Raw genomic sequence first — 26,388 nt, forward strand, 5'->3', positions numbered from 1 at the left:
GGAGGATCTATTCCATCATATTCATTTAGCAAGGCAGCTACCTCACCGTTGTGGAATGCGGATTTTTCCTTTTTCGCTACTCTCAGGGGATTACCATCAGATTCACTACAACCCCTTGGCCGATATTATCTGAATAGTAACAATTCGAGATATCACCTTCTTCTCTCATACCTATGATACCGCCACTAATAGGCCCCACAACTTCTCCTGTGTAATAACAAGAATTGATATCACCCCTATTATGGCCTACGATACCGCCAATGCGAGACCCGCTAATATTGCTCTCCACAACACCGACGTTCTGGATCGTTCCTCCATCAAGATAACCGAATAGGCCAGCATAGTTCTTTCTCATAATATAAACCCCTTTCACCGTATGCCCCTGGCCATCGAAAATGCCGGAAAAAGGAGAGTCATAAGTACCTATCGGCGTCCACTCTTTCAAACCATCCGGTGCTTTATATCCCCAGTTCTCCCAGCCATCCGTCTCATTCAAGACAATATCCGCATCCAGCATCACGGTCTTATCGCAGAAGTCATACCCTCCATTCACCAGCTCTGCCATCCCCGCCAATTCGGCGGCAGTCTTGATATGGTAGACTCCATCATCTTCCTGAGAATCATCCGTATACCACGACTTATCCGGCTTGCCATCCCATACATCTTGCGCCCCGGCCTTCGGCACGGCCAGCAAGAGGGCTATACATAAGAGAAACCGTAGCGTCTGCTTGACGCTACGACCTGTACAGGTCGGATTTTCTTTCGATTTGTTTTTCATTTGTCTGTTTGTTTTTATTATTAATGCGAATCAGCAGTTGGCTTTCTGATTCAAAAATTAAAAATTAACAAATGTAAGTAGAGCAATAGCCAACTTTCCAAAGGTATGTACCAACAGCCCTTTGGTAGCTCTTACTTTAGATGCTCTTTGAATTTCTGTTTTTTCATTCAGCCAGTTGAAAAAGGATTCGATAGGTTGTCTGACTTTAGAAACGGCTTGCGAGAAAAGGTCTCTTGCAGCTTTCTCCCTCTGTTTGAGAACTTCCGGTTCCCCTTTAATCTCTTTATGCGGAGTAAGCACTTTAACCGGATTGTTCTCATTAAAGAAAGAGAAATCGCTGTAAATCTTGTCTGCAAGCACCGTCTTTCCGGATAGGTATGGCACGCATTCGCTTTTGAATACGGTCAGGTCGTTGTCCGAAGCCGGTGTCAGAGTTATCATTTCCGGAAAAGGTAAGGTTCCCTCCCTACGCTGTCCTACCATATGCAGTTTCATGCCATAGTAGTACATGTTCTTAGTGGAGCAATACCCTTTTGATGTTATCTCCGTAGCTACTTTCCCCTCTCGGTTTTTCCCTTTACAGGTCACTATCGGCATAGAATCGACAATGGATATAATGGAGTCGCAATCCTTGGGCTTGAATGATTGTATCATGGTTTCCACCAGCACCTTAAATGTTTCTGAAAGCATATTTAGGCGTACGCAAAACGTTTGATAAGACGGCAATTTTGGAAACCATGATGACAGATACTCCTTAGCGAAGGTATGTATCTCCTTGATGTTGAAGTATCTCTGGCAGTACCCGCAGAACAGATAGATGGTAAGAACCTCCTCATCCGTAAACTCAGGATTGGAATTGTTACTGAATCTCTGGCAGTGGAAACGCAGAGAAGACTTATGGACATCACAGATATACATATACAAACCTATTAGTATTAACTTTTTCTCCTTGGGAATCATAATTAGAAAAATGAGTGGTTTTATTCTTCTAATTTACTGATTTTCAAGGAGATTACAAAATAAAATAATGAGATAATTAACTGAATTACAAACTTTTAAATCAAGAATCTGAAGATGTTTTCAACTGCTGATTCGCATTATTAATAATTTAAAAGGTAACACTCATGAAACGGCAAGGCATAGTACCCCTGCAGAGGTATGATGTTCCAGTACATCGCCCCAATCCGTTCCTAAAAAGGATTAGATTATGAAAGAATTCTGTATTTATACGAATAAACGGAATACGCAATTTAACAAACTTTTCGCCGGGTTTGCTCGCCTTCGCCCCAAAAGAGCGCATTATGAGATAATGTAAGGGGTTACTCGTCATATTCGTTTTTTTATTCTATCCCGCAAACTTACTGAAATATTGGGATTTTATAAACGCGTCTAATAAAAATAGACTCACGTTTGTTTATTTATAGAGGAAATATAGCAGAAAAAACAAGAAACAAGAAACAAGAAAACAAGAAATAACAAAAAGGCTTACGTGTGGAAATACATGCTCTCCCTCCCCCTTTTAACGAATTGTCATTCTAACACTTTGACATCTCAACCATCGGAAAATCGATTATTTCGGGGCAAAGTACAGCCAGCTTCCAAATTCGAAAAATATTTTCCATAATATATTACTATACAAGCTATTACTAATTCTTTGATCCTCTTTTCTCTCTAGTTTCCCCTTTTCACAAAAATCCGCCGTCAGTCAATTCCTTTCTTTTCAAGCAAATAAAGACAGCGGGAGGCGCGTTTGGGCTAAAAACAGGATCGGTTTATGATGAGGGTGTGTCAAAACAGAAATGACAACTTCTAAAAGTTACAGATTGTAACGTATAACACTTAAAAGGGTCGTATCAAGCTCTGTATGGAGTAATGATACGACCCTTTTGGGGATCTTTTAGGATGCTCAAATTTCAAATTATAAGTTCATCTTTTTAATAATTGAGTTTTGACACACCCTCGAATACGCGGAGCATGGAATTGAGAAATTAGCACACAAACGACACTCACACAATCCAATATAATAGTAAATATATTAATTGTTATCCATATTATTTTGATATAACAGTTAATATATTTACCTTTGTAATATGACAACGGACCATATCACCCAAACCATGGCCAATCCGGAAATCATAGCGGAATTAGGCAGACGATTTAAGGAATACAGGCTAACCTATAGGCTCACCCAGAAAGAAGTTGCCGAGAAAGCCGGTGTCTGCCTTGTCACCTTGCGCCAGTTTGAGAACGGAAAGGCCTACAACATCAATATGGGCAACTTTCTTGCCCTGCTGCGAGTAGTGGACTGTCTGGAACAGATGGACGACCTGCTGCCGCAAATACCTGTTTCAGCCTATACAATGGAAAAAATCATGAATAAAAAGCCGAAAAGGATAAGACATGGAAAATAATATTGTGAGTGTGATGTTATGGGGGGGGGAAGAAGTCGGAAAGCTCTATTGGGACGAAAGGAGTCAAAGAGCCGTCTTCAACTATCATCCGGACTTCATCAAGAAAGGGCTGGAAATCGCCCCACTAACCGCTTCTGTCAAAGGATCGGCAGCAAAGGGTATGCCCATACTCGGAAACAAAGAAAAGATTTATCAAGGTCTCCCACCGTTTTTGGCAGATTCATTGCCTGACCGATGGGGTAACATGGTATTCGACCAATGGGTGTCACAAAACCATATCCCCAAGCGTAAACTCACGCCAGTAGATAAACTGTCTTTCATCGGGAAACGGGGAATGGGAGCCTTTGAGTTCATTCCGGCCACTCCGGGATTGGAATCCTCTTCTACCCTCCAGATAGAGAGTTTATACCAACTGGCACGCCGTATTTTTGAAGAACGGGAAGAAATTTCCGTACAAGATGATGAAGCTCTGCAACTGCAAAGTATCTATGAAGTAGGAACATCAGCCGGAGGACAGCACCCGAAAGCGATCATCGCCATCAATAAAACGACACATGATATACGTTCCGGACAAGTTCCTTTGCCAGAGGGATATACCTACTACATATTGAAGTTTGCAGAGGGTGATGACTTCCCGTTCACGCAAACGGAAATGGCATATTATGAGATTGCAAAAGAAGCCGGGATTACGATGATGCCTTCCCGACTCATTCTAATTGAGGGAAAACATCACTTCCTAACGGAACGTTACGACAGGATAAACGGAGAAAAGATACATACACAGACCCTTGCTGCCATGAATCCGGACGCAACAAGCTATGAGGAGTTGTTTGAAGTCTGCCGAAAGCTGAGCATCCCGGCCAGCGAACAGTCCGAACTGTACCGCCGGATGGTATTCAATGTCATGGGCGGCAACGTGGATGACCACATCAAGAATTTCTCTTTCCTGATGGAAAGAAACGGCACATGGCACATCACCCCAGCATACGACATGATGTTCACCACCAATTTAGACGGTGCGGCATACGAAAACGTACACTCTATGAGCATTGCAGGGAAAAATAGCGACATCACGGAAGATGACCTACTGCAATTTGCCAGACAGAACGGAATCAAGAATGCCAAAAAGATAATCGAAAAAGTCAGCCTGCGCCGCTGAAATTTATAGTTGATATTCAGAAACATACATAATGTGGCAGAACATCATCAACAGCTGTCAGTTGTGGAAAAAGAGAAAAAATGAGATAAAATATTGAACATAAGATATTGATATTTAGTGTTTTATATTTGTTGAATGTAATTTCCTTTATTTTCCTTATTTTCTTGTTTAGTCTAATAAATACCTTTATTTTGTTACTATTTTGTTACCTGTATTCATTGAAGTAACAAAACAAATCGCTATATTTGTATCGGTAACAAAATAAGAACATAATTATGGCGAAGAAAAAACAAGAAGTTAAATTGAAAGAACCTGTAAGGATTAGATTCAAGCAGCTTGCCAATGGCAACCAGTCTATTTATTTGGACTACTATACAGGTGATGTTATTAGAAAAGAAAATTATGTTGGCGGTAAACGGCAATATGAATTTTTGAAATTATACCTTATACCCGAAAAGACAAGAGAGGATAAGGCAAAGAACGAAGCTACGTTGGCTCTTGCAAAAGCTATTCAAAGCAAGCGGATAGTAGAGTTGCAAAATGATGCACACGGCTTTCAGAACACCAACAAGTCAAAAGCGAATGTGATTGATTATTTAATGAACATGAGAAGCCAATCTAAAGAACGTGGCAGCTTGAACTATGAAAAGACCGTTGGTAATACCATTCGTGAACTAAAATTGTTCAGAGGGGATTATATCGCTTTTCGTGATATAGATAAGGACTTCTTGAATAGCTTTGTGGATTTCTTGAAACAAGCGAAGAAAGCAAGCAAGTTTGGTTTGTTAAAGGCTGGGGGTGTATTAAGTAATAATTCCGTTATTGCTTACTATGGGGTGCTGCGTACCGCTATAAATAGAGCCTATAAAGAGGGGATTATTACGGTCAATCCAACGAAAGAGTTTGATTTTGCCAGTAAGGTAAAAGCGGAAGTCAGCCGCAGGGAGTATTTGACAATAGAGGAATTGAAGCGGCTTATCGGGACAGAGTGCAAGTATGAGATAATGAAACAAGCCTTTCTTTTCAGTTGTTTGTGTGGGCTGCGTGTAAGCGATATAAGAAAATTGAAGTGGAACGATTTGCAGAAAAGCGGTGAAAGAATAAGAATTGAAATAAAGATGCAGAAAACAAAAGAACCGCTTTATCTGCCTATATCCGATGAAGCGTTAAAGTGGTTGCCGCAACAAAATGAAGCAAAAGGCGATGATTTGATTTTTCCTTTGACGCATGAGGGAACTATAAATAAAATACTTCAAAAATGGGCGAAAGACGCAGGGATTATTAAGCATATCTCGTTTCATGTTGCCCGGCATACCCATGCTACCATGATGCTTACATTGGGGGCTGACTTGTACACAGTTAGCAAATTGTTAGGACATAAAAATATTGCCACAACTCAAATTTATGCGAAGATTGTCGATAAGAAAAAAGAAGAAGCTATAAGTTTGATACCGAATTTGACGGACTGATTTAAAAAGAAAGTATGGTTATATCACAGTTACCGTACTTTCTTTCTTTTTTTGTCTTTGTTTAGCCGGAAAAATATATCTTTGTTTCTACTAACTGAAACATAGATTATTATGACAGAAGAAGAACTGAAAATAAAATTCGACCATATACAAGGTATATTCAATCGCTGTATCAATCATGCCAGCCAAGTTATGATAGATAATATTGCCTCTAAGTCCTTATATTTCGACGAAGAACAGGCAGATAAACTGGAACAGCAAGAATATGTTCGTACCGCTGATGAGTTGGTGCAGTTATATATTCGTTATTCTGTGTTGAATGATATTCAATATTTTTATTCTGTATCTGATTTCTTTTGGGAAAGCGGTTTTTATGAATCCTTGAAATCCGATGAGAAAAGAAAATACATGTCGTTTAATCCTCTTTCATTTGATTATTCCCGGTATGAGCAAGACAATACGGTTTATGATGAAGAACTGCCTTATTTTTCCGTAATAGTTAAAACTGTTGTATTGGAAAAATATTCTGCGTACTTGCGAAAAAAGAAAGAAAGTAAGGTGCAAGCGGAAATGCAGCCACAACAGAAAGAGCCGCAACCAATTCAAGATAAATGCCAAGAGCCTAAAATTATCTCCCATATTGCTGAAACAGAAAATCCGTTTAAGTCTATTTTAAACGACAGACAAATAGCATTGTTGGTGGATTGTATCAATGAAGTGGAAATTTTCAATGCTCCTATGACTTTTGAAGATTTGAAAGCAATACTTTCCTGTAAGCCAAAAGTTATATTTAGGTCTAATAACAACAGGCAGGTAGCTTTTCTTTTTTCGGAATTAAGCAATCGTGGTTTGATAACACCTAACTGGCAATCTGTTATAGCAAAGAATAAGTTGTTTGTTACGAAGAATATAAAGAAAGATAAATATCTGAATCAAGGTGATTTAGCCACAGCCGCCAATTATGTAAAAGGGGTGGAACATGAAAAAGATTATGTAACCATCAGCAATTATATCAAACAACTGAAAAAACTTTAAGAATAGGTTAATACCTCAAACATAGCTTAATCCACTATCAAGCTATTCCTCAATACTTTTGCCCCCGTAATCGATTACAAGAAACTGGAGGGCATGCACTCCATATTGTCTAACGCAAATACTTTTGTTATATGGAAACAAGTATTGAGAAGCGAGTTGCAGAACTCGAAAATTTAGTATTCCTTTCAAAGAATGTGCTTAGTTTTGATGAAGCGAGCAAGTTCTTGAACCTTTCAAAAAGTTACCTGTACAAGCTGACTTCGGGTAACTTGATACCCCATTACAAGCCGCAGGGCAAAATGCTTTATTTTGAGAAAGCGGAATTAGAAGCGTGGTTGCGTCAGAACCCGGTGAAGACGCAGGCGCAGATAGAGCAGGAAGCGCAGAAATATATCCTTAACCGTCCCTTAAAGATATAGCGGCTATGGAAAATAGAAAAGCGACAGAAGCCGGGCAGGATGTCACCATGCAGAAAGAGGATTTTGCAGCCCTTTGGAAAACCATCCATCTAAAGGTGACGGACACTTACGAAGTGCCGCCCGAAATACTCTGGGTGAACGGCTCTACCATTGGCACGCTGGGTAATTTCAGCGCATCCACAGGAAAAGCCAAGAGCAAAAAGACATTCAACATTTCCGCCATCGTTGCGGCGGCGTTGAAGAATGACGAGGTACTGAAGTATTCGGCATATCTGCCACCGAACAAGCGGAAAATCCTCTATGTAGATACCGAGCAGAGCAAATACCATTGCCATAAGGTCATGGAGCGTATTTTGCGACTTGCCGGACTGCCTACCGACAAGGACAGGGACGATTTTGTTTTCATCGTGCTAAGGGAGCAGACCCCCGACAAGCGGAAACAGATTATCGGCTATATGCTTGAAAATATGCCCGATGTGGGGTTGCTCATCATTGACGGAATCCGTGACTTGATGTATGACATCAACAGCCCCAGCGAATCAACCGACCTAATCAACCTCTTGATGCGCTGGTCAAGCGGATATAACCTGCATATCCACACTGTTCTGCATTTGAATAAGGGGGATGACAACACAAGGGGGCATATCGGTACGGAACTGAACAACAAGGCTGAAACCGTCCTGCAAATCACGAAAAGCCAGCAGGACGGCAACATAAGCGAGGTAAAGGCGATGCACATACGTGACCGGGAATTTGACCCGTTCGCATTCCGTATCAATGACAACGCTTTACCCGAAATCGTGGATGATTATGTATTCCAACAACCTAAGCAGGACAGGAACTTTTCGCTTACGGAACTGACTGAACAGCAACACCGGGAAGCGTTGGAGAACGGTTTCGGCAAGCAGGTGGTACAAGGCTATTCCAATGTCATAGCGGCATTGAAACAGGGTTATGCGAGTATCGGTTACGAGCGTGGACGCAATGTTCTTGTGTCGCTTAACAAGTTTCTTGTGAACAAGCGCATGATTGTGAAAGAGGGCAAGGGCTACCGCTATAATCCCGATTTCCATTATTAAAAGTCAGTTTGGTTTAGTCCGGGTGTATATACAAGAGGAACGGACTTACTATTTCCCAGTATCGGAACAGGCAGGTTTAGTATGGTACGGGTGTATATATAACGGACTAAACAGGACTGGTGCACTTTTCAACTATTTTTTAATCCCCAAAAAGAAAATGTTATGAACATCGAAGATGTGAAACAAATACCCATCGCAGACTATCTGCACAGTTTAGGTTACTCTCCTGTCAAGCAGCAGGGTAACGGTTTATGGTACAAATCACCGTTAAGGGAGGAACACGAACCGTCTTTCAAGGTGAACACTGACCGCAACCTTTGGTATGACTTTGGCGCAGGCAAGGGCGGCAACATCATCGCACTGGCAAAGGAACTCTATTGTTCAGACAGCTTGCCATACCTTTTAAACCGGATAGCGGAACAGACACCGCACGTCCGTCCGGTCAGTTTTTCTTTTCCCCAGCGTAGGACAGAACCGAGCTTCCAGCATTTGGAAGTCCGTGACCTTATCCATCCGGCATTGCTCCGTTATTTGCAGGGACGGGGTATCAATGTCGAACTGGCAAAAAGAGAATGTAAGGAACTCCATTTTACCAATAACGGCAGACCGTTCTTTGCTATCGGTTTCCCGAACATGGCAGGAGGTTACGAGGTTCGCAATTCCTTTTTCAAAGGCTGCATTGCCCCGAAAGACATCACCCATATACGGCAGCAGGGAGAGCCGAGAGAGAAGTGTTTGGTATTCGAGGGGTTTATGGACTATCTTTCTTTCCTCACGCTCCGGATGAAGAACTGCCCGACCATGCCCGACCTTGACAGACAGGACTATGTCATTCTTAATTCGACTGTCAACGTGCCGAAAGCCATTGACGTGCTGTACCCGTATGAACGCATCCACTGTATGCTTGACAATGACAAGGCTGGATATGAAGCGACACGGGCTATCGAATTGGAATACTCCTACCGTGTGCGTGACTTCTCGCACAATTATAGGGGATATTCGGACTTGAACGATTATCTGTGCGGCAGGAAGCAGGAACAGAAAAACGAAGCCAGCCAAGTGCAGGAAACGAAGCAGGAAACCGGACAACGTGCCGCCTCAAGACAAAAGAGAGGCAGGGGCATTTAATCCGGCAGGACTATCAACGGCTGGCGGTTTATTTGGAGAGCAAGGTTATGTTTCGGTAAACCGAAACTACCTTGCTTTGCTCACCGCAAAGAAAATTTCTCCCGTTGGTCGCAATTTTTAAGACACCATTCAAACGTAAAAAACCATGACGAGTATAAAGGACAAGCCGGGGGGACGTCCGGCAAAGAAACGGATAGAGAAGCAGCAACGGGTTGTCAGTACGAAACTGACCGAGTTGCAGTATTACGCCATCAGGAAGCGAGCCGGGGAAGCCGGGTTGCGTGTCAGTGAGTATGTAAGGCAGGCGGTTGTTTCGGCAGAGGTCATACCCCGGCTGAACAGGCAGGATGCGGACACCATCCGCAAACTGGCAGGGGAAGCCAACAACATCAACCAGTTGGCGCACCGGGCGAATGCCGGAGGTTTCGCACTGGTAGCGGTGGAACTGGTGAAGCTCAAAAACAGGATTATTGGAATCATAAACCATTTGTCGGATGATTGGAAAAATAAAAAAGGGAAGCGGTTTTAAGGGCTGTGTGAACTATGTGCTTGGCAAGGAGCAGGCGGTTTTGCTTCATGCGGACGGGGTTCTGACTGAAAGCCGGGGTGATATAATCCGCAGCTTCTGTATGCAGACCGGGATGAATCCCGATTTGAAGAAGCCTGTCGGACATATTGCGTTAAGTTATTCGACAGTGGATGCGCCCAAATTGACAGACGGGAAGATGGTACAACTTGCGCAGGAGTATATGCGTGAAATGAAAATCACCGATACGCAGTATATCATCGTGCGTCATCAAGACCGGGAACATCCGCACGTGCATATCGTGTTCAACCGCATAGACAATAACGGCAAGACCATTTCGGACAGGAACGATATGTACCGTAACGAACAGGTATGCAAGAAGCTGAAAGCCAAACACGGGCTTTATTTCGCTGGTGGAAAAGAACAGGTAAAGCAGCACCGACTGAAAGAGCCGGACAAGTCGAAATACGAGATTTACACGGCTGTGAAGAACGAAATCGGCAAATCCCGTAACTGGCAGCAGTTACAGGAGCGGTTAGCAGAAAAGGGTATTACCGTCCGGTTCAAACGAAAGGGACAGACCGACGAGATACAGGGCATATCCTTTTCCAAAGGTGAATACACGTTCAAGGGTTCGGAGATAGACCGGAGTTTCAGTTTTTCCAAACTGGACAAATGTTTCGGGTATGCAGGAATGAATGTTGCCGGAAGCCAACGGCAAACAACTTTCGCGCCCGTTCGGGAGCAAGCACTTGCACCGGGCAAGGCTGACAGTCCGTTGATAACTGGTTCGCTCGGTCTGTTTTCCGCTTCTTCTCCCCCAGTGGATGAAGAACCTAATTTTAATTTGAGAAAGAAGAAGAAAAAGAAAAAACAACTTAAACTGTAAAGACATGGAAGATAATTTGATTTTAGAGGGGCTTCTCTCTATGGTTACGGAACTGAAAGAGAAGCAGGAAGCACAGGCAACGCCAGCCAGTCGGGAGGAAACTCTCGAACGGCTGGGAGCAATCGAACAAGCGTTGTCGGAACTGCACAGTAATTCGGCTGTTCCCGAAGAAAAGTTGCGGGTTATTCAAAGCCAACTTGACGACATAAGGAGCAGGATGCAAGGTCAGCAGAAGAACATAGAGGACACCAAGAAAATAACATTGGAAACCTACCGTTGTTTCAAGGTAATGATTGATACTTTGGGCTCTTGCAAGACGGATAAAGAGGAAGCTACGCCCTTACCGTTCTATCAACGGATTTACAACAAGGTCGCTTCTTGGATTCGTCCGGGATTGTTTGTTTTTTCGGCAGTGCTGGTCGTCTGTTCCGTTTCCATATTCTTGAATGTCCGTTTGGCTGAACGTATGCAGCAGTTGCAGGACAACGATATGAAATACCGCTATTTGCTGATGCAAGGACAGGCAGACGGGGAAACTTTTGATATGCTGGAAAACAAGTTCAAGTGGCAACGGGATAACGGTTTTATCCGAAGTTTGACCGATTCAGTGATGGATTTTGAATATCGCATCCAAAAGCAGGCAGAAGCACTGGAACGTGCAAGGCTGTTGAATGAGCAAGCCGAACAGCTAAAGAAAGAAGCCGATAAGTTGGGTAAGCCATAAGCAGGGAAAGTCGGAACAGATGAAGTACATTCACCGTTCCGGCTTTTCAGATTCACTTCTTTTTCTTCGTACAGTGTTCTTTCTCGAACTGGCGTAGCGTGGTGACGCTGAACCGTTCTTTAATAAACTCCCGGACATCGGAAGCCTTGTAATACACTTTTCCGCTGATAGTGAAGTAAGGCAGCGCACCGATAGCCCGGTAGCGTTGCAGAGTTTTGATACTTACTTTGAATAATAAACACAAGTCTTGATTATCCAATAGGTTGTCATCTTCGGGTAGTACCTTGTCCGCATTGCGTAGTACCCGTACATCCTTGCAGAGTTCTTCCAGCTTGGCGTACAGCTTCTGCATCCATACGCTGAAATCGTCATTGTCTATATACATGATTGCTTCATTTTTCTGATTATACATTCTTGTCTGTCAATCAATTGATGAAGCAAAGTTCAGAAAATAGGCGCAAAGAAATTACGGGGGAACTAATGGAATCCCCTATAAATAAATCATAAGTCACTGATTATCTATATCCTTTCTTGTCATGTTCCTTTTTGATAAGTTCTACCAATCCATTAAGAAACCCGGTCAGTTTGCCCGGCTTTCGTTTTATCACGTCCTCATGTTTTTGGTAACAGTCGCCTATCTTGATGTTGAACAGCCATTCAAAGGCTTTCGCCAAGTCCACCAAGTAGGCGGGCTTGCCGTTCTGATACACGATGTTTTTGGAGAGGAACAGACCGCTTACCATTTCCATGATGTTGATAAGGGTTGTCTTGTCTGCGAGATAGAGAGGGGAAAGGGGCTGTTTGTTGATACGTTGCTGTAGCTGTTCCGGGTATTTGATGCGCCACTCGATAAGGCGTATTTCAGTGTTCAAAAGTCCTATCGCTTCATCAATTAGATGCAGATGGGGCATTTTTTTCTTGCTCAAACCGTACACGATACGATTTAAGACGGTGCAAACCAAAGGAAAAATAACGTAGTAAAACGTTGTAATCCTGCTCATTGATACTAAAATTGGCTACATGGGTCGCCAATTCTTCGATAGCTTCTGCAAATTCAGATGCAGACACTTTACGTTGTGAGCATTCCGACAATAAGCGGAAAAATCTTTGGTCGAATATTTTTTTCATTGAGTCGATTAAAAATACTATTTGACAGCAATCAAATAGAAATGTTATTGATAATATTTTTAACTTCATATTTTAAAGAATCTGGTCTTATTATAGTTGCACTATCTGCAAAAGACAGATACCAATGTGCAAACTTACTGATTGAAAATGTTAGAAAATGAAGTTCAAACATATCCCCTATCTCTTTCTCAGATGTTAATCCGTAATAATATTTATCATCATTCATTATGGAGGTTTTATTCTTTTCTATTCTTATAACGATTTCATGTAATTTTTCTTTATCGTAAAACTCGCGTATGAATTTTTCCAAAGGAGGATGCTCCCGTGATTGTAATTCATTAAGAATGTGCATTTTTTGAATTCTATCTATCCGAAATGTAAGATAGATTTCTTTGGGAAGATAAAAGCCTATTAGATACCAGTTAGTTCTCGAAAAGAAAATTCCAACAGCTTCAATCTTTCGTTCTGAAACACTTAACGCATTACTTCCCAAATAAGATATTTCAATAATTCTTTTTTGGTATATACTTTGTAAAATAAGTAAAAGAATATCAGGTTTATAGGTCGATGATTTATAAGTATCCAATACAGACATGCACTTTTCCATTGTTTCTAACATATTTTTGTCTGCAAAACGCATGACAGACCTAATCTTTTCTATTCCAGACTTATAATGTTCGTTGCTATTTGAATCAGTTAGTTCATGTACTAATTTCTCTGCAATCAAAAAGGACAAAGCCTCTTTTTGAGTAAACATTAGAGGAGATAATTTGAATCCTTCTGCAAGTGAATAACCAATACCGGGATTTCCTATGATAGGAATGCCTGCCTCTTCCAATGTTCTTATATCTCGATATACAGTGCGAATGCTTATATTAAAACGTTCTGAAATTTGCTGTGCTTTCACTAACGAGTGCGATTGTAACTGAATCAATATAGCAGAAATACGGTCTATTCTATTCATTTTGCATCTTTAATTTGAATATTTGAATCTTCAATAATAACAGCTTGTTTATTACTTATAGGAATAAGCTGCAACTTCTCATTATATAGTTGAACTATCTTTTCACCTTTTTTCTTGAATGGAAAATTTCCATAATGGGGAATCGTATAAAAATCGACCAAATCTAAAGAAGTACAGTCTTTCAATTCAGGAGCCTTTTCTATTGGATCAAAATTCACACTTCTCATATATTCTGCATCGGGAGAGGCTATTATTGCTCCGGCAGATTCCCCAATATACAGTTTACCCAATTTCACTTGTTTAGATATAATTTTATCAACACCTTTTCTTTTTAACTCTTGCAAAAGGAAAAATGTATTTCCACCTGTTATGTAGATATAATCGCATTTATGTAATATAGAAGATATTTCCTCTTTGGGCAGTTGGGTAATCTCGACTTCTTCAACAATCATTCCTGCTTCTTCTAAAGCCTTTTTCCCCTTTTTTACATAGAATCGTATTGGTTCTGTAAGGCTTGCAGTTGGTATAAAAGCTATAATTTTCCCTTGCAAATCTTCTTTGGCACAATCGACAAATAGATTAGCAACATCAGCAAATGATGAGCATAAAAATAATCTTTTCATATTCTATAATATTAAGTTGAATACTTTTTGATACAAAGATAGCGTCTTCTATGACAGCTCTATGTCAGTAAGTCTAAATATTGAAGAGTTTTTTTCATCAAAACAATCCATTATTGAAATTTACCCTATTTGTAATGTGGCTGCGTTCCCTTATGAAAAGAAGAAATAATTTTGTTCCCTTTATGAAAAACAAGTGCTACACAACCTGCCGGGATAGAACGTTGAAAGCCTTGCTTTACATCATCTATCCTTAAAAGCCAATATTGCTTTATATAAGGAGCGAGCAATTTGGTAGGTTGTATTACTTGAATTTTCTCCATTCTGTTTTAATTATCAAACAAAAGTAAGATTTCTTAGATAGATATTAGGTGTAAAAAAGGGACATTCTAATTAAAACATCCAAATATCTGTTGCCTAAATCATTCAAAGTTCTCTGCATTGGAAGATATGTCATAGATAAGTTGAAAAAGTTATTATAAACACAAGTTTAGTTTGTGTTTTTGTCTATATATCCAAAACGGACTAAACTAATTTCTATTGACAGCAAATTATATATGCTGGCGAAAAGAAAAACAGTATTCTTCTTTTCGCCAGTTTTGCTTTTATGGTTAGAGAGCTTTTGTTACCTTTGCACATGAAGCCCACCGCAAAGCGATTTCTTCGTTTTTTTTGTTACTATTTTGTTACCCACTATTAGTAATAGGTGGGCTTTTACTTTGATAATCAGAGCTATATTATGCTGTATGTATAATATGTGGCAAAACATAGTAAAAACAAGGCCGAAAAAATGCCCGAATAATCACTACCCAGGCATTTTATAATTTGTTAACCATACTACATATGGTAGTATACTTGGCAAATATATAAAGTTTATTTTATAAAATCAATCCTTAAGCCGAAAACTTCGGCGATAGACTGCAATGTGTCAAATCCGATATTAAAAGCCCCCTTCTCTATTCGAGTGATAGCATGTTGCTTTGTCCCTATTTTTTCAGCCAATTCAGCCTGAGACATCCCTGCTTCTTTTCGCAATTGTGCTATACGTTGCCCAATACGCATGCGTTGGGAGTCCGAATCGGACAGGGCAAATAAAGATCCAGAGGCATTCTCTTTACAAAGCCCTTTTTTTAATAATTCTTTTTTAAACATGATGATAAAGTCACTTTTCCACTCCTCTGTATTGCCGGACATAATATAGGGGTGGGTGATATCCATTTTCGCTAAAAAGTCAAAATGTTCTTCCGGTTTGTTGGACTCATCAAAGATGTAAATCACCTTATCTTCGTCTATATCGAGATATGCAGCGTAAAGCGATGTCACGTGTTCGCCCAACTCGTAATCGCCTTCTATTTTATTTGTTAACAGTTTCATACAATTCGCTTTTTTGCTTATGGTAGTTAATCATGATTGTTGATTGCTCATCCAATGTAAACCGAGTCGGTAATCCTTCCGCTGGGAAGGAGCCTACTATTTCTGCCAATATATCATTTACGTCTCGATATTTATGCACAACACCTTCCGAAGTATTAAAATACTTCCTTCTTGGGGTACGATTTTCATGTATTTTCTTTATCGTTTTGACAAAGAAAATAGTTGGTTGCGTAAGTGCCAGAGCTGTAAAATCTAACCAGTAACATTCACAATCGCGACTGTAAATAAGGTATTCGGCAATTGCCATATACCGTCCGAAGTTGGACAGTACGCTTGTTTTATTTTCCATATTTTCTGTATTTTCTATTTATAAGGTTTTCTACTGCTTTCACGTAAGGAGCTGCCTTTTGTCTCTCCATATAAGCCACATATTGTTTGGCAATATGTGCTTCCAGCCTATCGGCTTCTCGATTGGTATCCGGAGATATCTTTCTTAATTCAGGGACATTGTATGTCGTCCCGTTAACGACATATTCAAACCCATTCAATTTGGCATTCCAGCCGTTTATCTCAAAGTTGAAATCGTGAATTTTGCCTGTATGAACAAGCTCAATGGCTTGTTCTAATGTTGGTACTGCTATTGCTTTCATAATTCTCTGCCGCATTTATAGTGTTGCCGCCACTCTTGATTAATTATTGACACTGCAAATATATCACATATTTGTGATATGCGCAAGCGTTTATCTAATTATTTCACATGTTAGAAAACATAAAAATATAATTGATTTGAGCTATTTAGGCTCAGATCTTCTTATTCTTTCGTTATGTCAATCCTGGGGATGCAATAGTAAGCCATAGGGCGTCGTGATCCACGACATCCTTACTAATAGTGGTGTTAGCCAATTATTTCGTGAAATGAGCTATTTCGACTCATTTATATTTAGTTATTAGTGCGGGATAGCTCTCAGACTATCCCGCAGCACAATTACAACCGTTCCAATCTGGCTTTCAAGCACTCGTTATAGGTGTACATCGCTCCGGCCTGTACAAGCAAAAGATACTTCTGTGCCGGATCAATCGCATTGACCTTTTCGCTTTGATTGAAATCATTCAGCTTGTTCAGCTTTTCTTCAAGTTGTGCATGTTCTTCAATCAGGCATGATTTAAAATCGCTCATATGAATATGGGTTTTACAAAGCCGCCCAAGGCTCAGTTCTTTTATTATTGAGTTATGGGTGATTAATCAAAGAAATATATCTTAACCACTCCGTTTCTAAAATCTCCTATCATTACTCCATCAATATCTTTTTTGTCAAGAACAGAAAAGTTCTTCCATTTTTGAGGAAGATTATAACAACCCTTTACCAATGCAATCGGCATATCCAGGGATGCTCGATACTGGACATCAGAATCCAGAAAAAACATAACGCCGGAAATTCTTCGGGACAATGTATTACATCAAGCTATCAGCCTGTATTACGAAAACCCCAAAGAGTTTCAGTTGAATCTATCAGAATACAGAAACCTATTTGATGAAACATGCCAAGGGACTGTACCTGTAGCTCTCTGGATAATCATGCATAGCCACAATTTTGAAGATGCAATCAGACAGTTGTTAGTTTAGGAGTCGATGCAGATACATTAGGGACCATTGTAGGCAGTATGGCCGAAACCATTTAGGACATTCCTGAATGGATGAAAATTGAAGCGTTAGGCTATTTATCTGATGAAATGAAGAAGATCATAAACGACTTCCATGCCCGGTTGGTTGAACGATAAAAGCTGCTGAATATAAGCTAGGGCACTCCCCTACCCTAGCTTATATTCTTAGATTTACGACCGGCTTTCAGCATCCGTTGCATATAAGTGGCAATTTCCTTTTCTACTTTGACCTGCCATTTAAACTGTTCCATCATAGCAGAAAAAGTATCTTTCAAGGAGTCATCACCATCGTTTATATGCCTCTTTATTTCCGATAAACTTTCAGACATAGCCGCTTTTGTTTCGGCTAAAATATCAAGATACTGCTTCAAAATCTTTATGAATTCCTCTGGTTGAACCTGCTGAAAAGTTGAGTTGTAGAAAATTCTAGTCCGAATAAAATCACTAACAGAGATAAAGCCTTGCGCTTTATTTTGTAAGGCATCGTATTCAGCGACGGTTAATTTTAAGAGAATCTTTTTGTCTCTCTTTTCTTCTTTTGAAGCCTTAGGACGGCCCGCTTTTTTAAAATCCATAGTCAAATTGATTGGTTTATGCAAAGTTACGAACTATTTACGAATATCAAAATAAAAGGCGACTCTGGAGCCTTTTCAAGTGCTGAAGGCACCAAGAGTTTCTGTATATACAGAATTCAAAGCGGTAGGTTTGATTTCGGTATATACAGATACACATCTTGCAATAGGAAAAATGCAGGGGTAAAATCCGTGCTCTTTGCTTTAGGACTCCCTCCCATAAAAACCTGCTTTTTATTATTACAAATCATATGACCGATTTTTAATTCGCTCTGATTATTTAAGCAAAACGCCAACAAATGAAAAAGGAATAAAGAGAATCACTATTATGTTAACACGAATTAAATACGACCGCCATTCCATAATCCGTGTTAATTACCAAAAACTAAAACAATAATTTATTTCATTGATTATTTGAATATTAACATAAGAATCAACTTAAAAAAGTACAAAAATAGATCAGGTGTGCAACTGAACAAGTGCACAGGTGTGCGACCAAACAAGTGCACAGGCGTGCGACCGAACAAGTATACAGGTGAATATCGTAGAATGGGTTGTGTTTATCAAATAATTCCAGAAACAAAAATCTAAAATTATAAACCTACATTTATACATGAGGACTGTCCATTTCAGCGAAATTGTTTCAGATGGCAAAACTATAAGGTAAATATAACGGAAGCCTGGTGGTAAGGCTCCGAAACGACATTTTGATAAAAGAAAGATCCGATTCCCAGGGACGGCTATGTTGCCCACTGAAAACCGGATTGACTTTTTGACTTTCTATCGAAGGCTTTTGATTCGCTGCTCCATCCGGAGCATTTTAGATGGAGTATCAAAGAGCGGGCTTCTGTACATCTTTAATTTTGGCAACCATTTCATCGTAGCCAATCTCACATACAAGGCTTTGCCGGGTTTTAAAGCAAATCTACCCAGAAGGGAAAACAACAGGAATTCGGGGTCGGATTCCGCGAACAGGTATGTATAGGATTGAGCAGAAATAAGATCAACGCAAATAGAAGCCTCAGGACACGAAAAAAGACTTTAGCGAGGCAAAGATTGCCCAGGGCAAGAAAACACCTCAGGCGGGACATAAATGACTCCAGACACCGTTTCCTTGGCATTTACACATCAACGATTCAAAGTATGCGAAAAGAAAAAGAAAAAGGTAGAAGATAAATGACTCTCTCCTACCCTTCTTTCCTTTGGACTAAACATCGTACTTTTCTGTAATCTCGGTAATTCTTTCTATCGCATCATTACTGAGACCAAGCCCTCTTGTATAATACTTCGCCAGGAATTCTTGGACAGCAGTGAAAACTACATCCTGAACGTCAATCCTGTTGATGGCTTTTATCATCATCAAATCAGTAGATGATTGTGCATCTACTTTAAAGACCTGCTTAATATTTCTTTGAGTGACTTTCGTAGGTCTGCCTCCAAGCTGTTTTTTGATTTGCGTTGATTTACGTTCTTTGGCAACATCAGCTTGCGAATCACGAGATACTTTCTTGCTTTCGGGTTTGGTTTCCTGAGCCGACATCTCTTCTACGGGCTGTACAACCGGATCTAGCTTGCGCCCGCCGTCATCTACAACAGAAGACTGTGTAGATTCCGGAACTGTAACTTCCTTATTCTTTTCAGGAAATTCTTCATTCTTGGTGGGCTGATTATTCTTTACTTCCTGCATGAATCCACCCACATTTAAAGGTTTATTCTTTTTCGCCATATGTTTTCCTCCTGGTTTTAGTTATATGACTCATTATTGTTATTCCATGCGTTAACTGCCTTAGACTGCCAATCTGCTGGACGCTCCTGTCCGGTCAACTCTTCAGCCAGAGACATGTAGTCCTGTGCACCATTTGAATCTGGAGCATATTCAAAGATACCTTGATGTGCCAAGGGGCTTTCGTCAAATTTGATATTTTTGCGGATTTTTGTTTTAAGCACTTTGTTCGGGTAATTGGATTCGAAATATTGCAAAACTTGTCGGGTAATGCGGGTCTGCTTGTCGTATTTTACCATTAAGAAACCAAGGATGTCCAGCTTTTCGTTGGTGTTCTCAGAAATGTCTCTAATGGAAAGCAGCAGATTTTGCATACCTTGCAAAGAGAAACCACTACATTCGATGGGTATTAGCACGCTATCACTCACTGTCATCACGTTGTCATTAACGACTCCTTCCTTGGGAGCGCAATCAATCAAAACATAATCGAACAGACACTCCCCATTTTCGTTCGCTTGTAAATACGGAGCAAGTTTCTTGGCCAAAATCCGTTCGCGACTTCTTTTGCTATACAAAGTCCCTTCTAAGGCACTTAGAGACTTGGAGGCCGGGATATATGACAGTCCGTCATACAAACAATATAGGGGTATCTGAGCGTCATCTTTGTCCATCCATTCATAAAAGGTACTGTCGCCTTCGGTCTGGTCAAACCCTAAGAGGGCAGATAAGTTACACTGTGCGTCAGTGTCAATCAGCAACACCTTCTTGCCCAAGATCCACAGTGCCACCCCCAAATTATAGGCTGTGGTAGACTTCCCTACCCCACCCTTGTAATTTAATACAGATATTACTTTTGTCATTGATAAAAAAACGTTAGAAATTCAACGTATCAAAGATACAAAGTTTTAGGCAAACAGACAAATAATTATCCATATTTTTAATACTATAATATTCTAAAACTTTATATTTCTACAACATCAACACTCTATATCCTTGGATATCTATACCACCAGAGTTTTGATTACCCATAACTCCATAATACAAAAACCACAAATCAATCATTGCCATTTAGCAATAAGCGCCACATGTTAAATATAAAACGAAGTATCTAAATATCTAAACACATATCCAAAACAACACAATTTCTTAATCACTTGCAACATCAGAATCCAAATACAACTTCAACAACCACTCCAATCCACTAAAAAAGCCCCCACCCCGACAAGAATCCAACGATCCAAAATTATGAACAAACAATACCATTAAGTTTTGATTATCTATAACCCTGTTTACCTGAGCCACCACAACACCATATCACCAATCATATAGAAAGCCACACCACCAAAACAGCAAAACAAACACTCGAAAATCTATATCACTAGATTGCTGATGATATAGCGTTTCAGTTCCCTATATTACCATTGTTCCCTTCACCCATTATCCTATAATATCAGAAACCTAGACAAACAAAACAACCGCATATTAAACATTCAGAATATTGGGTTAATAAAACCATAGTACTCCAGTCACCTAGAACCTATTGCCTTATATCAATAGAGTTTTAGAAGTATAAATCACTGAATGATTACAACCTTAAACATACAGACATACAGAATACTATTCACCTATATCACTGATTACCTATAACATCATGGCATTATAACGCTATAATCCCAATAGGCTATGCAAACAATACACCAAATTCTTAATACTACAAATACCTAAATCTTTATAAATATAAAAACAGAAAACCACAACCTCAGAACAACAGTCATCTAAAACCTTAGGATTTCAGAACCCTACAACACAAAATAAAAGCAATTTCAATATTATAGAGTTATAGTTACCCAGAACACAATATACCTACAACTATATTACTTCATATATATAGAACCTCAGAAACCAAGACGTCCAGGACACTAAAACAACAATACTCCCAGATTATATAACTAATAGCATCTTGCACATCTAGGCTTTCAGTTACCTAAAACTACATTACCCCATAACCACAGAATAATGTATATTATAGTTACCTATAACTCTAGGCATCTACAATTACAGAATTATAAAACAACGTAACAACAGAAAGAAAGATAGGGGAGGGTATTATAGGTTAACTGGGTTTTGATTGCCCAGTTCTCCGATTCCTTAAAACTACAGAGTAAACAAACGACAGGTGTTTCAATTACCTAAAACCTCAATACTACAATCAACTGTAAACCTAGAACTATAGTATATCCAAAAATACCATTGAGAATTGTAGTAATACAGAATAATACAATAATAGAAATGTAGAGTTTTAATTACCTATAATTCTGCACATATAGAACACCAATAATCTATAATAAAAGCTTTTCAATCAACGCCTAAGTAAATACCGATTGAGAAACAGAACAATCTTTGCAAGCAAGGAAAGAATGTTCCTGAATAAGGTAAACCCCAAACGAAGCAGGTAGGTTGCACCCAGAACGACCAAAAAGCATACTAAAACATTATCCATAATCATTCATATTAAAAAGAAGCCTATGTTCACACACCAGCTCCTCAGAGAACATAAATATTATCTTAACGGTAACAAACACTTAGAGTTCAAATCAACCATATTCAGATTGGACATAACCGGATGACAGCATACCCGGCTATACATGACGTTATATTTGGACTGAACAACATCTACTAAGGATAGTGCCTTATCTTTGGACTCGCATTCGACTCCGAAACGGGAAAACTTACCGTTTGTGTCTTTGGCTTTAAAAATTAAATACCACTTGTTCATAATTTCATAGTTTAAAAAGTTAATAGATTTTGATTGCGAAAGTTACACCATTTAATCCATTGTCTGTTCATCATAACTATATGAATTAAAGAAGTTTAAGATTTGTGGGTCAACTGAAAGGGTCTCGGGTAGGATAGGGGACGAAAGAGTAAGGTTCTTGGTCCCTGTAGCCCGGGACAATGCCACATACACCTGCCCCGGAGAAAATGAAGCCTTGGCATCTACCACAAGCTTGTCAAAAGTCATTCCTTGGGACTTGTGAATGGTTACTGCCCACGCCAATCGTAAGGGCAACTGGGAGAATGATCCGCATTCAACAGACTCCATCATCTTTGAGGTTGAATTATACTCGTACTTGTTGTTGACCCATTTGTGGCGCAGTACTTCAATTTCAATACCATTGCTATCAAGACGCACGTATACTGAATTCTTCTTGAAAGAGACAACGACTCCTGTGCTTCCATTATGATAGAGATGTGCCTCGTTATCATTTGCCAAAAACATAACTTTGGCTCCAATCTTCAGACACAGCTCGAACTCAGCCGGCATTGCAGATGCGCTGAAATTTCCCTTGACACTGGCAGTAAACACCTGCTGTTGTGTAGAGAGTTCATCCAGTTTATCCTGATTCACTTTGTCTGCCTTGGCATTATGCGTTGTCAGCATTACAAAACCATCCTCCAACTCAGATGCATCAATCCCAGGCTTATACAAAGCGTTCAGTAACCGACGTGAAGAATCTGACAATTTACCGCATCGAACATCATTCAGAAGGGAAATGAAGTTGTCATCTGTCTGACGGAAAATGTGAGTCAGACAGACTAATCTCAATTCTGTCAACACCAAAGCCTTTGAAGAGAAGAAAAAAGGAGTTTGGTAAACAGAAGAGAGCAATTTCCACTCCGTTTTATTCACTACAGGCGGCAACTGGTAAAGATCGCCGATGAACACCACCTGCACACCACCAAAAGGAAGAGGATTATTACGGACATGGCAAAGCACGTCATTAATGGCATCCAGTACATCAGCTCTCAGCATAGAGACTTCATCAATCACAAGCACCTCCATATTTTGAAGAACCTCTGCCTTTTCTGAACTAAATTTATAGGCAGGCAGAGCGTCATGCGTGTATCCCAACAGGTCGATGTTTGGAATGAATGGACCAAAAGGCAACTGAAACAATGAATGCAGGGTAACACCGCCCACATTGACAGCTGCAACACCGGTAGGGGCGGCCACCACGATTTGTTTTGATGTCCTGGCAAGTAGCATTCTCAGTAGAGATGATTTGCCGGTACCAGCCTTACCAGTGAGAAAAATACATTGAGATGTATTCTCTACTAGATCCAGAAAATGCTTCATCTCACCGGTTACAATCATTCTTTTCTTTTTTTGGATAGTTCTATCACTCATTGTCTTAGCATTCATAGTAGTCTCTTCTTATTATTCTGATATTTCTTTGGTAAAACAGGGTAGGAGAGTATCTGTTGTAAATCCGGCTGCACCGGCATGTCCACCACCTCCATAGATGGAAGCGATTTGGGAAGCGTTCAGTCTGCCATTCGTATAGAGAGAATATTTCCAGCATCGCCCAGTAAACTCAAACATGACACATACCGGATATTGGTTACGCACACTGTCGAAGATCATGCTTGACTCGTATCGGCTGTTTACTGCCAAACATTTGTAACCAGCGAATTCAGTCACAAATCCATAGGATTTCAGATGTGACTTAGACCTCTGTTTGATATACTCCAGTACAGACTCTCCTTTGCGCACGATGTTCATGGTAACGTCATCAGTAAGCGATTCCCACAAGTCTGATTCTACAGACCAGTCAGAGGCCAACATTCCATAATTGAAAGCGTCCGTATCGACCAACTGCTTCGCCCATGTGTCATAATCAGATACCAGCTGTATCCAGTACGGGATACGGGCAGCACCCTTATGGAACCATGTATAAACCAATGCTGCCGCTGAATATCTCATATCCAATACTCCTTTCACTGACACCAGCTCCAGGTGCTGCTCAACAAGCTGGACAGAACATACATGATGATCAATCCACACGAGATTATCGGTAGCATGCATTAGAGCTTTCAACTCGTGCAAGGTATTCTCCTTGAACGAATAATCAACGACATATACCATATCGTCCTGTTGGATTTCCTGAATGAAAGGAATCAAAGAAAAGGAATAGTCACATTCTACAAAGGAAAACTCCTTTCCGGTGTGAGCCAGTCTTACGAGTGCTGCACTTGCATGACCGTCAATATCATTATGGTGAAAAACGTATATCATAGTCTTAATCATTTATCGTACACAAAGATAGAAATAAATCAGGGACCTACACAGATCTGAAGCTGATATCTCTAAAATGGACACACAATCAAATTTTTCCATTAAAGCTCTTATACATAGCTAGGAGTAGGAGAGGGGAGAACTTAAACAGAAAGTCGTTGGTCGGCTTTCGAAAATACCGACTGAAGAAAGGGCACTGCCAGCACCCTAACCTCATGAGCCGGAAAATATCAATCTAAATAAATCAAATCAGCCCGCTTTGTATCTGGACAATCTGTCATTCTATCAACCAATGTGTTGAAATTATAATAATGCTGCTGATTATTCAAGATCCGGATAATTTTACCGGCTTCTGTCATATCCGCATAGGACAGACGACAATAATCAACGCCTCTATCCCTAAGCACACTGGAATATTGAAACTGAAAACTCCGGTTTTCACCTTTCACCTGAATCCTCACATCTACATCGGTATGGCTGATAATCGTCTCGATTATCTTTTCTGAATCAAAGTTCCCTGTGTGAATCCATCCGGCACCTACCAACAAACGAAATGTCTGTTCGCTAGCATCCTTGGCATATTGCGCCATGGCATCCTCCCAATACCTGTCTCCTGACCATTCATTAGAAATATACCTGAAAAAAAGGAGATTTTTTTCAGGTAGTACAAATACATCATGTCTGATTTCAGGTTTGGAAACCGGAAGGTCCAGTTTTTCAAAGAGCGACTTAGTTATACTGTAGAAGCAGTTTGTCCCAGTATAAACCCGATAATCCGGCCTGGCATATTTACGTTTACGTTCGTATGCCTCTTGCTCGAGGGCGGTCATCACATTATACCGACGTCCAACCCACTTAAGAGCATTGCGATAATTCTTTTCTTTAGATGTACCAAATTTCAGGCAGAATTCATTCATAGTACCTATAAATCCATTGTTAAATCGGAATATTTTCTCCTTCATCGTCCTTTTATTTTAATAGGGTAGGGGATACCCATTCATTATTATTTTATATCTTAACTATCACAAATTTAGTAATATAACTATCCAATAACAACAAAAGGGAAGATTAGCGCTCATCTGTTATCCTAACTCTACATTCCCATTTTAGCAAACCGGTTCTTATGAAAAAGAAGCCTGTTAATCAGGCTTCGTGAAACGCGAGAAAGGACGCGCTTCACAGCGAATCCTCTCCAATATACAAAACTAAATGCAAAATCTATATCGAATGATAGATGTCAGGTTCTGAACTGACATTATAGATATAATTTCCACACCGTACCAGCAAGGCGTCTTTACCATAATACAACTTTTTCATTCCAGAAACAGAACCAGACTTGTGAAAGTTAGGGAAACGGCTAAGATTAAACCGTTCCCCAACAGAGGATGGCAAGTACTTTACTTTACTCATTCATAGCAAATTTATAGAAGAGATTCAACTCTTCTTGGTTTTCAACATAATAGTCTGCTATCTGTTTTTGAGAGAAATCGGGATGTTCTTCCACAATCCCATCATAGATAACCTGCGGCATATTGTAGACAACAGCTTCCGTATAGTCAACTGTACCGGCATATCCAAACAGGATTACAGACAACAAAACAAATAGTCCAATTTTCTTTCTTTTCATAATTGATAAATTTAAATGGTTTGG

General features: G+C 40.0%; 29 protein-coding genes and 1 pseudogene. 10 read left to right on the forward strand and 20 right to left on the reverse strand.

The genetic code is table 11. The features are described from left to right. Positions 1-82: 82 nt before the first annotated feature. On the reverse strand, positions 83-778 hold the full coding sequence (locus BQ9893_RS08525; protein ID WP_075965658.1) for a hypothetical protein: 696 nt from the start codon (positions 776-778) through the stop codon (positions 83-85). Between the two features lie 57 nt (positions 779-835). Next, positions 836-1,468, reverse strand: a complete 633-nt coding sequence (locus tag BQ9893_RS08530; RefSeq protein ID WP_244155011.1) for a transposase — start codon at positions 1,466-1,468, stop codon at positions 836-838. Positions 1,469-2,868: 1,400 nt separating this feature from the next. Here BQ9893_RS08530 and BQ9893_RS08535 point away from each other — a divergent pair. The 10 genes and pseudogenes from BQ9893_RS08535 to BQ9893_RS08580 all read left to right on the forward strand — a co-directional run bounded on the left by BQ9893_RS08535 (position 2,869) and on the right by BQ9893_RS08580 (position 11,617). Further along, positions 2,869-3,189 (forward strand): helix-turn-helix domain-containing protein, encoded by a 321-nt coding sequence (locus BQ9893_RS08535; protein ID WP_075965659.1) that lies wholly within the window; start codon positions 2,869-2,871, stop codon positions 3,187-3,189. After that, positions 3,179-4,339, forward strand: a pseudogene (locus BQ9893_RS08540) (type II toxin-antitoxin system HipA family toxin); the annotation flags it as partial. The gene BQ9893_RS08535 and the pseudogene BQ9893_RS08540, both read left to right, overlap by 11 nt. Positions 4,340-4,623: 284 nt before the next feature. Continuing rightward, entirely contained in the window at positions 4,624-5,817 is a 1,194-nt protein-coding gene (locus BQ9893_RS08545; protein ID WP_004315367.1) for a site-specific integrase, read from the forward strand. A 111-nt stretch (positions 5,818-5,928) separates the two neighbouring features. Further along, positions 5,929-6,852 carry a hypothetical protein gene (locus BQ9893_RS08550; protein ID WP_004315366.1) on the forward strand — a complete coding sequence of 308 codons (924 nt, stop codon included), beginning with the start codon at positions 5,929-5,931 and terminating at the stop codon, positions 6,850-6,852. Positions 6,853-6,983: 131 nt separating this feature from the next. Beyond that, entirely contained in the window at positions 6,984-7,271 is a 288-nt protein-coding gene (locus BQ9893_RS08555) for a helix-turn-helix domain-containing protein (protein WP_004315365.1), read from the forward strand. 5 nt (positions 7,272-7,276) lie between these two features. Beyond that, positions 7,277-8,350 (forward strand): AAA family ATPase, encoded by a 1,074-nt coding sequence (locus BQ9893_RS08560; RefSeq protein WP_004315364.1) that lies wholly within the window; start codon positions 7,277-7,279, stop codon positions 8,348-8,350. A 162-nt stretch (positions 8,351-8,512) separates the two neighbouring features. Further along, the gene (locus tag BQ9893_RS08565; RefSeq protein WP_004315363.1) at positions 8,513-9,478 is read left to right on the forward strand and encodes a toprim domain-containing protein; all 966 of its coding nucleotides are present in this window, start codon (positions 8,513-8,515) and stop codon (positions 9,476-9,478) included. Positions 9,479-9,623: 145 nt separating this feature from the next. After that, entirely contained in the window at positions 9,624-10,007 is a 384-nt protein-coding gene (locus tag BQ9893_RS08570; RefSeq protein WP_004315361.1) for a MobC family plasmid mobilization relaxosome protein, read from the forward strand. Continuing rightward, a complete protein-coding gene (locus BQ9893_RS08575) occupies positions 9,973-10,893 on the forward strand; it encodes a relaxase/mobilization nuclease domain-containing protein (protein WP_004315360.1) in 921 nt (306 codons plus the stop codon). The genes BQ9893_RS08570 and BQ9893_RS08575 overlap by 35 nt, the downstream gene beginning before the upstream one ends. Before the next feature lie 4 nt (positions 10,894-10,897). Next, a complete protein-coding gene (locus BQ9893_RS08580; RefSeq protein ID WP_004315359.1) occupies positions 10,898-11,617 on the forward strand; it encodes a hypothetical protein in 720 nt (239 codons plus the stop codon). Positions 11,618-11,669: 52 nt separating this feature from the next. Here the strand turns inward: BQ9893_RS08580 and BQ9893_RS08585 are convergent, their stop codons facing one another. The 18 genes from BQ9893_RS08585 to BQ9893_RS08675 form a co-directional block, all read right to left on the reverse strand. Further along, on the reverse strand, positions 11,670-12,002 hold the full coding sequence (locus BQ9893_RS08585; protein WP_008997282.1) for a helix-turn-helix domain-containing protein: 333 nt from the start codon (positions 12,000-12,002) through the stop codon (positions 11,670-11,672). 130 nt (positions 12,003-12,132) lie between these two features. Beyond that, the gene (locus BQ9893_RS08590) at positions 12,133-12,552 is read right to left on the reverse strand and encodes an RteC domain-containing protein (RefSeq protein WP_008770715.1); all 420 of its coding nucleotides are present in this window, start codon (positions 12,550-12,552) and stop codon (positions 12,133-12,135) included. Then, the gene (locus BQ9893_RS22075; RefSeq protein ID WP_004315356.1) at positions 12,506-12,745 is read right to left on the reverse strand and encodes a hypothetical protein; all 240 of its coding nucleotides are present in this window, start codon (positions 12,743-12,745) and stop codon (positions 12,506-12,508) included. Before BQ9893_RS22075 ends, BQ9893_RS08590 begins: the two co-directional genes overlap by 47 nt. A 31-nt stretch (positions 12,746-12,776) precedes the next feature. After that, positions 12,777-13,709: a helix-turn-helix transcriptional regulator gene (locus BQ9893_RS08600; protein WP_004315355.1), complete on the reverse strand. Its 933-nt coding sequence runs from the start codon at positions 13,707-13,709 to the stop codon at positions 12,777-12,779. Continuing rightward, complete coding sequence (locus BQ9893_RS08605) at positions 13,706-14,332, reverse strand: Type 1 glutamine amidotransferase-like domain-containing protein (RefSeq protein ID WP_004315354.1); 627 nt, start codon at positions 14,330-14,332, stop codon at positions 13,706-13,708. The genes BQ9893_RS08600 and BQ9893_RS08605 overlap by 4 nt, the downstream gene beginning before the upstream one ends. A gap of 125 nt (positions 14,333-14,457) precedes the next feature. Further along, positions 14,458-14,652 carry a DUF6597 domain-containing transcriptional factor gene (locus tag BQ9893_RS22435; RefSeq protein ID WP_049129949.1) on the reverse strand — a complete coding sequence of 65 codons (195 nt, stop codon included), beginning with the start codon at positions 14,650-14,652 and terminating at the stop codon, positions 14,458-14,460. Positions 14,653-15,202: 550 nt separating this feature from the next. Beyond that, a complete protein-coding gene (locus BQ9893_RS22080) occupies positions 15,203-15,703 on the reverse strand; it encodes a helix-turn-helix domain-containing protein (RefSeq protein WP_227226048.1) in 501 nt (166 codons plus the stop codon). Further along, on the reverse strand, positions 15,684-16,052 hold the full coding sequence (locus BQ9893_RS08620; protein ID WP_075965660.1) for a hypothetical protein: 369 nt from the start codon (positions 16,050-16,052) through the stop codon (positions 15,684-15,686). The genes BQ9893_RS22080 and BQ9893_RS08620 overlap by 20 nt, the downstream gene beginning before the upstream one ends. Beyond that, complete coding sequence (locus tag BQ9893_RS08625; protein ID WP_139322583.1) at positions 16,042-16,353, reverse strand: hypothetical protein; 312 nt, start codon at positions 16,351-16,353, stop codon at positions 16,042-16,044. The genes BQ9893_RS08620 and BQ9893_RS08625 overlap by 11 nt, the downstream gene beginning before the upstream one ends. Before the next feature lie 335 nt (positions 16,354-16,688). After that, complete coding sequence (locus tag BQ9893_RS08630) at positions 16,689-16,880, reverse strand: crAss001_48 related protein (RefSeq protein ID WP_075965662.1); 192 nt, start codon at positions 16,878-16,880, stop codon at positions 16,689-16,691. 637 nt (positions 16,881-17,517) lie between these two features. Beyond that, positions 17,518-17,940 (reverse strand): hypothetical protein, encoded by a 423-nt coding sequence (locus tag BQ9893_RS08640; RefSeq protein WP_075965664.1) that lies wholly within the window; start codon positions 17,938-17,940, stop codon positions 17,518-17,520. A 1,204-nt stretch (positions 17,941-19,144) separates the two neighbouring features. Further along, positions 19,145-19,663: a hypothetical protein gene (locus tag BQ9893_RS08645; protein WP_075965665.1), complete on the reverse strand. Its 519-nt coding sequence runs from the start codon at positions 19,661-19,663 to the stop codon at positions 19,145-19,147. Positions 19,664-19,680: 17 nt separating this feature from the next. After that, the gene (locus tag BQ9893_RS08650; protein WP_075965666.1) at positions 19,681-20,520 is read right to left on the reverse strand and encodes a ParA family protein; all 840 of its coding nucleotides are present in this window, start codon (positions 20,518-20,520) and stop codon (positions 19,681-19,683) included. Between the two features lie 1,967 nt (positions 20,521-22,487). Further along, positions 22,488-23,864: an ATP-dependent DNA helicase gene (locus tag BQ9893_RS22440; protein WP_075965667.1), complete on the reverse strand. Its 1,377-nt coding sequence runs from the start codon at positions 23,862-23,864 to the stop codon at positions 22,488-22,490. A gap of 15 nt (positions 23,865-23,879) precedes the next feature. After that, positions 23,880-24,737, reverse strand: coding sequence for a DHHA1 domain-containing protein (locus BQ9893_RS08660; protein ID WP_075965668.1), 858 nt, complete (start codon positions 24,735-24,737; stop codon positions 23,880-23,882). A 230-nt stretch (positions 24,738-24,967) separates the two neighbouring features. Continuing rightward, positions 24,968-25,699, reverse strand: coding sequence for a hypothetical protein (locus BQ9893_RS08665; RefSeq protein ID WP_075965669.1), 732 nt, complete (start codon positions 25,697-25,699; stop codon positions 24,968-24,970). Between the two features lie 256 nt (positions 25,700-25,955). Then, positions 25,956-26,147 carry a hypothetical protein gene (locus tag BQ9893_RS22095; protein ID WP_075965670.1) on the reverse strand — a complete coding sequence of 64 codons (192 nt, stop codon included), beginning with the start codon at positions 26,145-26,147 and terminating at the stop codon, positions 25,956-25,958. After that, a complete protein-coding gene (locus BQ9893_RS08675; protein ID WP_075965671.1) occupies positions 26,140-26,364 on the reverse strand; it encodes a hypothetical protein in 225 nt (74 codons plus the stop codon). Before BQ9893_RS08675 ends, BQ9893_RS22095 begins: the two co-directional genes overlap by 8 nt. Positions 26,365-26,388 lie beyond the last annotated feature (24 nt).

The sequence above is a fragment of the Parabacteroides massiliensis genome (genome assembly GCF_900155425.1).
GTDB lineage: Bacteria > Bacteroidota > Bacteroidia > Bacteroidales > Tannerellaceae > Parabacteroides > Parabacteroides massiliensis.

Coding starts and splice junctions, on each gene's coding strand:
- BQ9893_RS08650 (WP_075965666.1), bottom strand. CDS start 20,520: ATGACAAAAGTAATATCTGTATTAAATTACAAGGGTGGGGTAGGGAAG.
- BQ9893_RS08585 (WP_008997282.1), bottom strand. CDS start 12,002: ATGTATATAGACAATGACGATTTCAGCGTATGGATGCAGAAGCTGTAC.
- BQ9893_RS22075 (WP_004315356.1), bottom strand. CDS start 12,745: ATGAAAAAAATATTCGACCAAAGATTTTTCCGCTTATTGTCGGAATGC.
- BQ9893_RS08550 (WP_004315366.1), top strand. CDS start 5,929: ATGACAGAAGAAGAACTGAAAATAAAATTCGACCATATACAAGGTATA.
- BQ9893_RS08545 (WP_004315367.1), top strand. CDS start 4,624: ATGGCGAAGAAAAAACAAGAAGTTAAATTGAAAGAACCTGTAAGGATT.
- BQ9893_RS22095 (WP_075965670.1), bottom strand. CDS start 26,147: ATGAGTAAAGTAAAGTACTTGCCATCCTCTGTTGGGGAACGGTTTAAT.
- BQ9893_RS08570 (WP_004315361.1), top strand. CDS start 9,624: ATGACGAGTATAAAGGACAAGCCGGGGGGACGTCCGGCAAAGAAACGG.
- BQ9893_RS08660 (WP_075965668.1), bottom strand. CDS start 24,737: ATGATATACGTTTTTCACCATAATGATATTGACGGTCATGCAAGTGCA.
- BQ9893_RS08645 (WP_075965665.1), bottom strand. CDS start 19,663: ATGGCGAAAAAGAATAAACCTTTAAATGTGGGTGGATTCATGCAGGAA.
- BQ9893_RS08605 (WP_004315354.1), bottom strand. CDS start 14,332: ATGAAAAGATTATTTTTATGCTCATCATTTGCTGATGTTGCTAATCTA.
- BQ9893_RS08620 (WP_075965660.1), bottom strand. CDS start 16,052: ATGGAAAATAAAACAAGCGTACTGTCCAACTTCGGACGGTATATGGCA.
- BQ9893_RS08665 (WP_075965669.1), bottom strand. CDS start 25,699: ATGAAGGAGAAAATATTCCGATTTAACAATGGATTTATAGGTACTATG.
- BQ9893_RS08530 (WP_244155011.1), bottom strand. CDS start 1,468: ATGCTTTCAGAAACATTTAAGGTGCTGGTGGAAACCATGATACAATCA.
- BQ9893_RS08525 (WP_075965658.1), bottom strand. CDS start 778: ATGAAAAACAAATCGAAAGAAAATCCGACCTGTACAGGTCGTAGCGTC.
- BQ9893_RS08555 (WP_004315365.1), top strand. CDS start 6,984: ATGGAAACAAGTATTGAGAAGCGAGTTGCAGAACTCGAAAATTTAGTA.
- BQ9893_RS08630 (WP_075965662.1), bottom strand. CDS start 16,880: ATGAGCGATTTTAAATCATGCCTGATTGAAGAACATGCACAACTTGAA.
- BQ9893_RS08625 (WP_139322583.1), bottom strand. CDS start 16,353: ATGAAAGCAATAGCAGTACCAACATTAGAACAAGCCATTGAGCTTGTT.
- BQ9893_RS08560 (WP_004315364.1), top strand. CDS start 7,277: ATGGAAAATAGAAAAGCGACAGAAGCCGGGCAGGATGTCACCATGCAG.
- BQ9893_RS22435 (WP_049129949.1), bottom strand. CDS start 14,652: ATGGAGAAAATTCAAGTAATACAACCTACCAAATTGCTCGCTCCTTAT.
- BQ9893_RS08580 (WP_004315359.1), top strand. CDS start 10,898: ATGGAAGATAATTTGATTTTAGAGGGGCTTCTCTCTATGGTTACGGAA.
- BQ9893_RS08535 (WP_075965659.1), top strand. CDS start 2,869: ATGACAACGGACCATATCACCCAAACCATGGCCAATCCGGAAATCATA.
- BQ9893_RS08675 (WP_075965671.1), bottom strand. CDS start 26,364: ATGAAAAGAAAGAAAATTGGACTATTTGTTTTGTTGTCTGTAATCCTG.
- BQ9893_RS08600 (WP_004315355.1), bottom strand. CDS start 13,709: ATGAATAGAATAGACCGTATTTCTGCTATATTGATTCAGTTACAATCG.
- BQ9893_RS22080 (WP_227226048.1), bottom strand. CDS start 15,703: ATGAAACTGTTAACAAATAAAATAGAAGGCGATTACGAGTTGGGCGAA.
- BQ9893_RS08565 (WP_004315363.1), top strand. CDS start 8,513: ATGAACATCGAAGATGTGAAACAAATACCCATCGCAGACTATCTGCAC.
- BQ9893_RS08640 (WP_075965664.1), bottom strand. CDS start 17,940: ATGGATTTTAAAAAAGCGGGCCGTCCTAAGGCTTCAAAAGAAGAAAAG.
- BQ9893_RS08575 (WP_004315360.1), top strand. CDS start 9,973: ATGATTGGAAAAATAAAAAAGGGAAGCGGTTTTAAGGGCTGTGTGAAC.
- BQ9893_RS22440 (WP_075965667.1), bottom strand. CDS start 23,864: ATGAATGCTAAGACAATGAGTGATAGAACTATCCAAAAAAAGAAAAGA.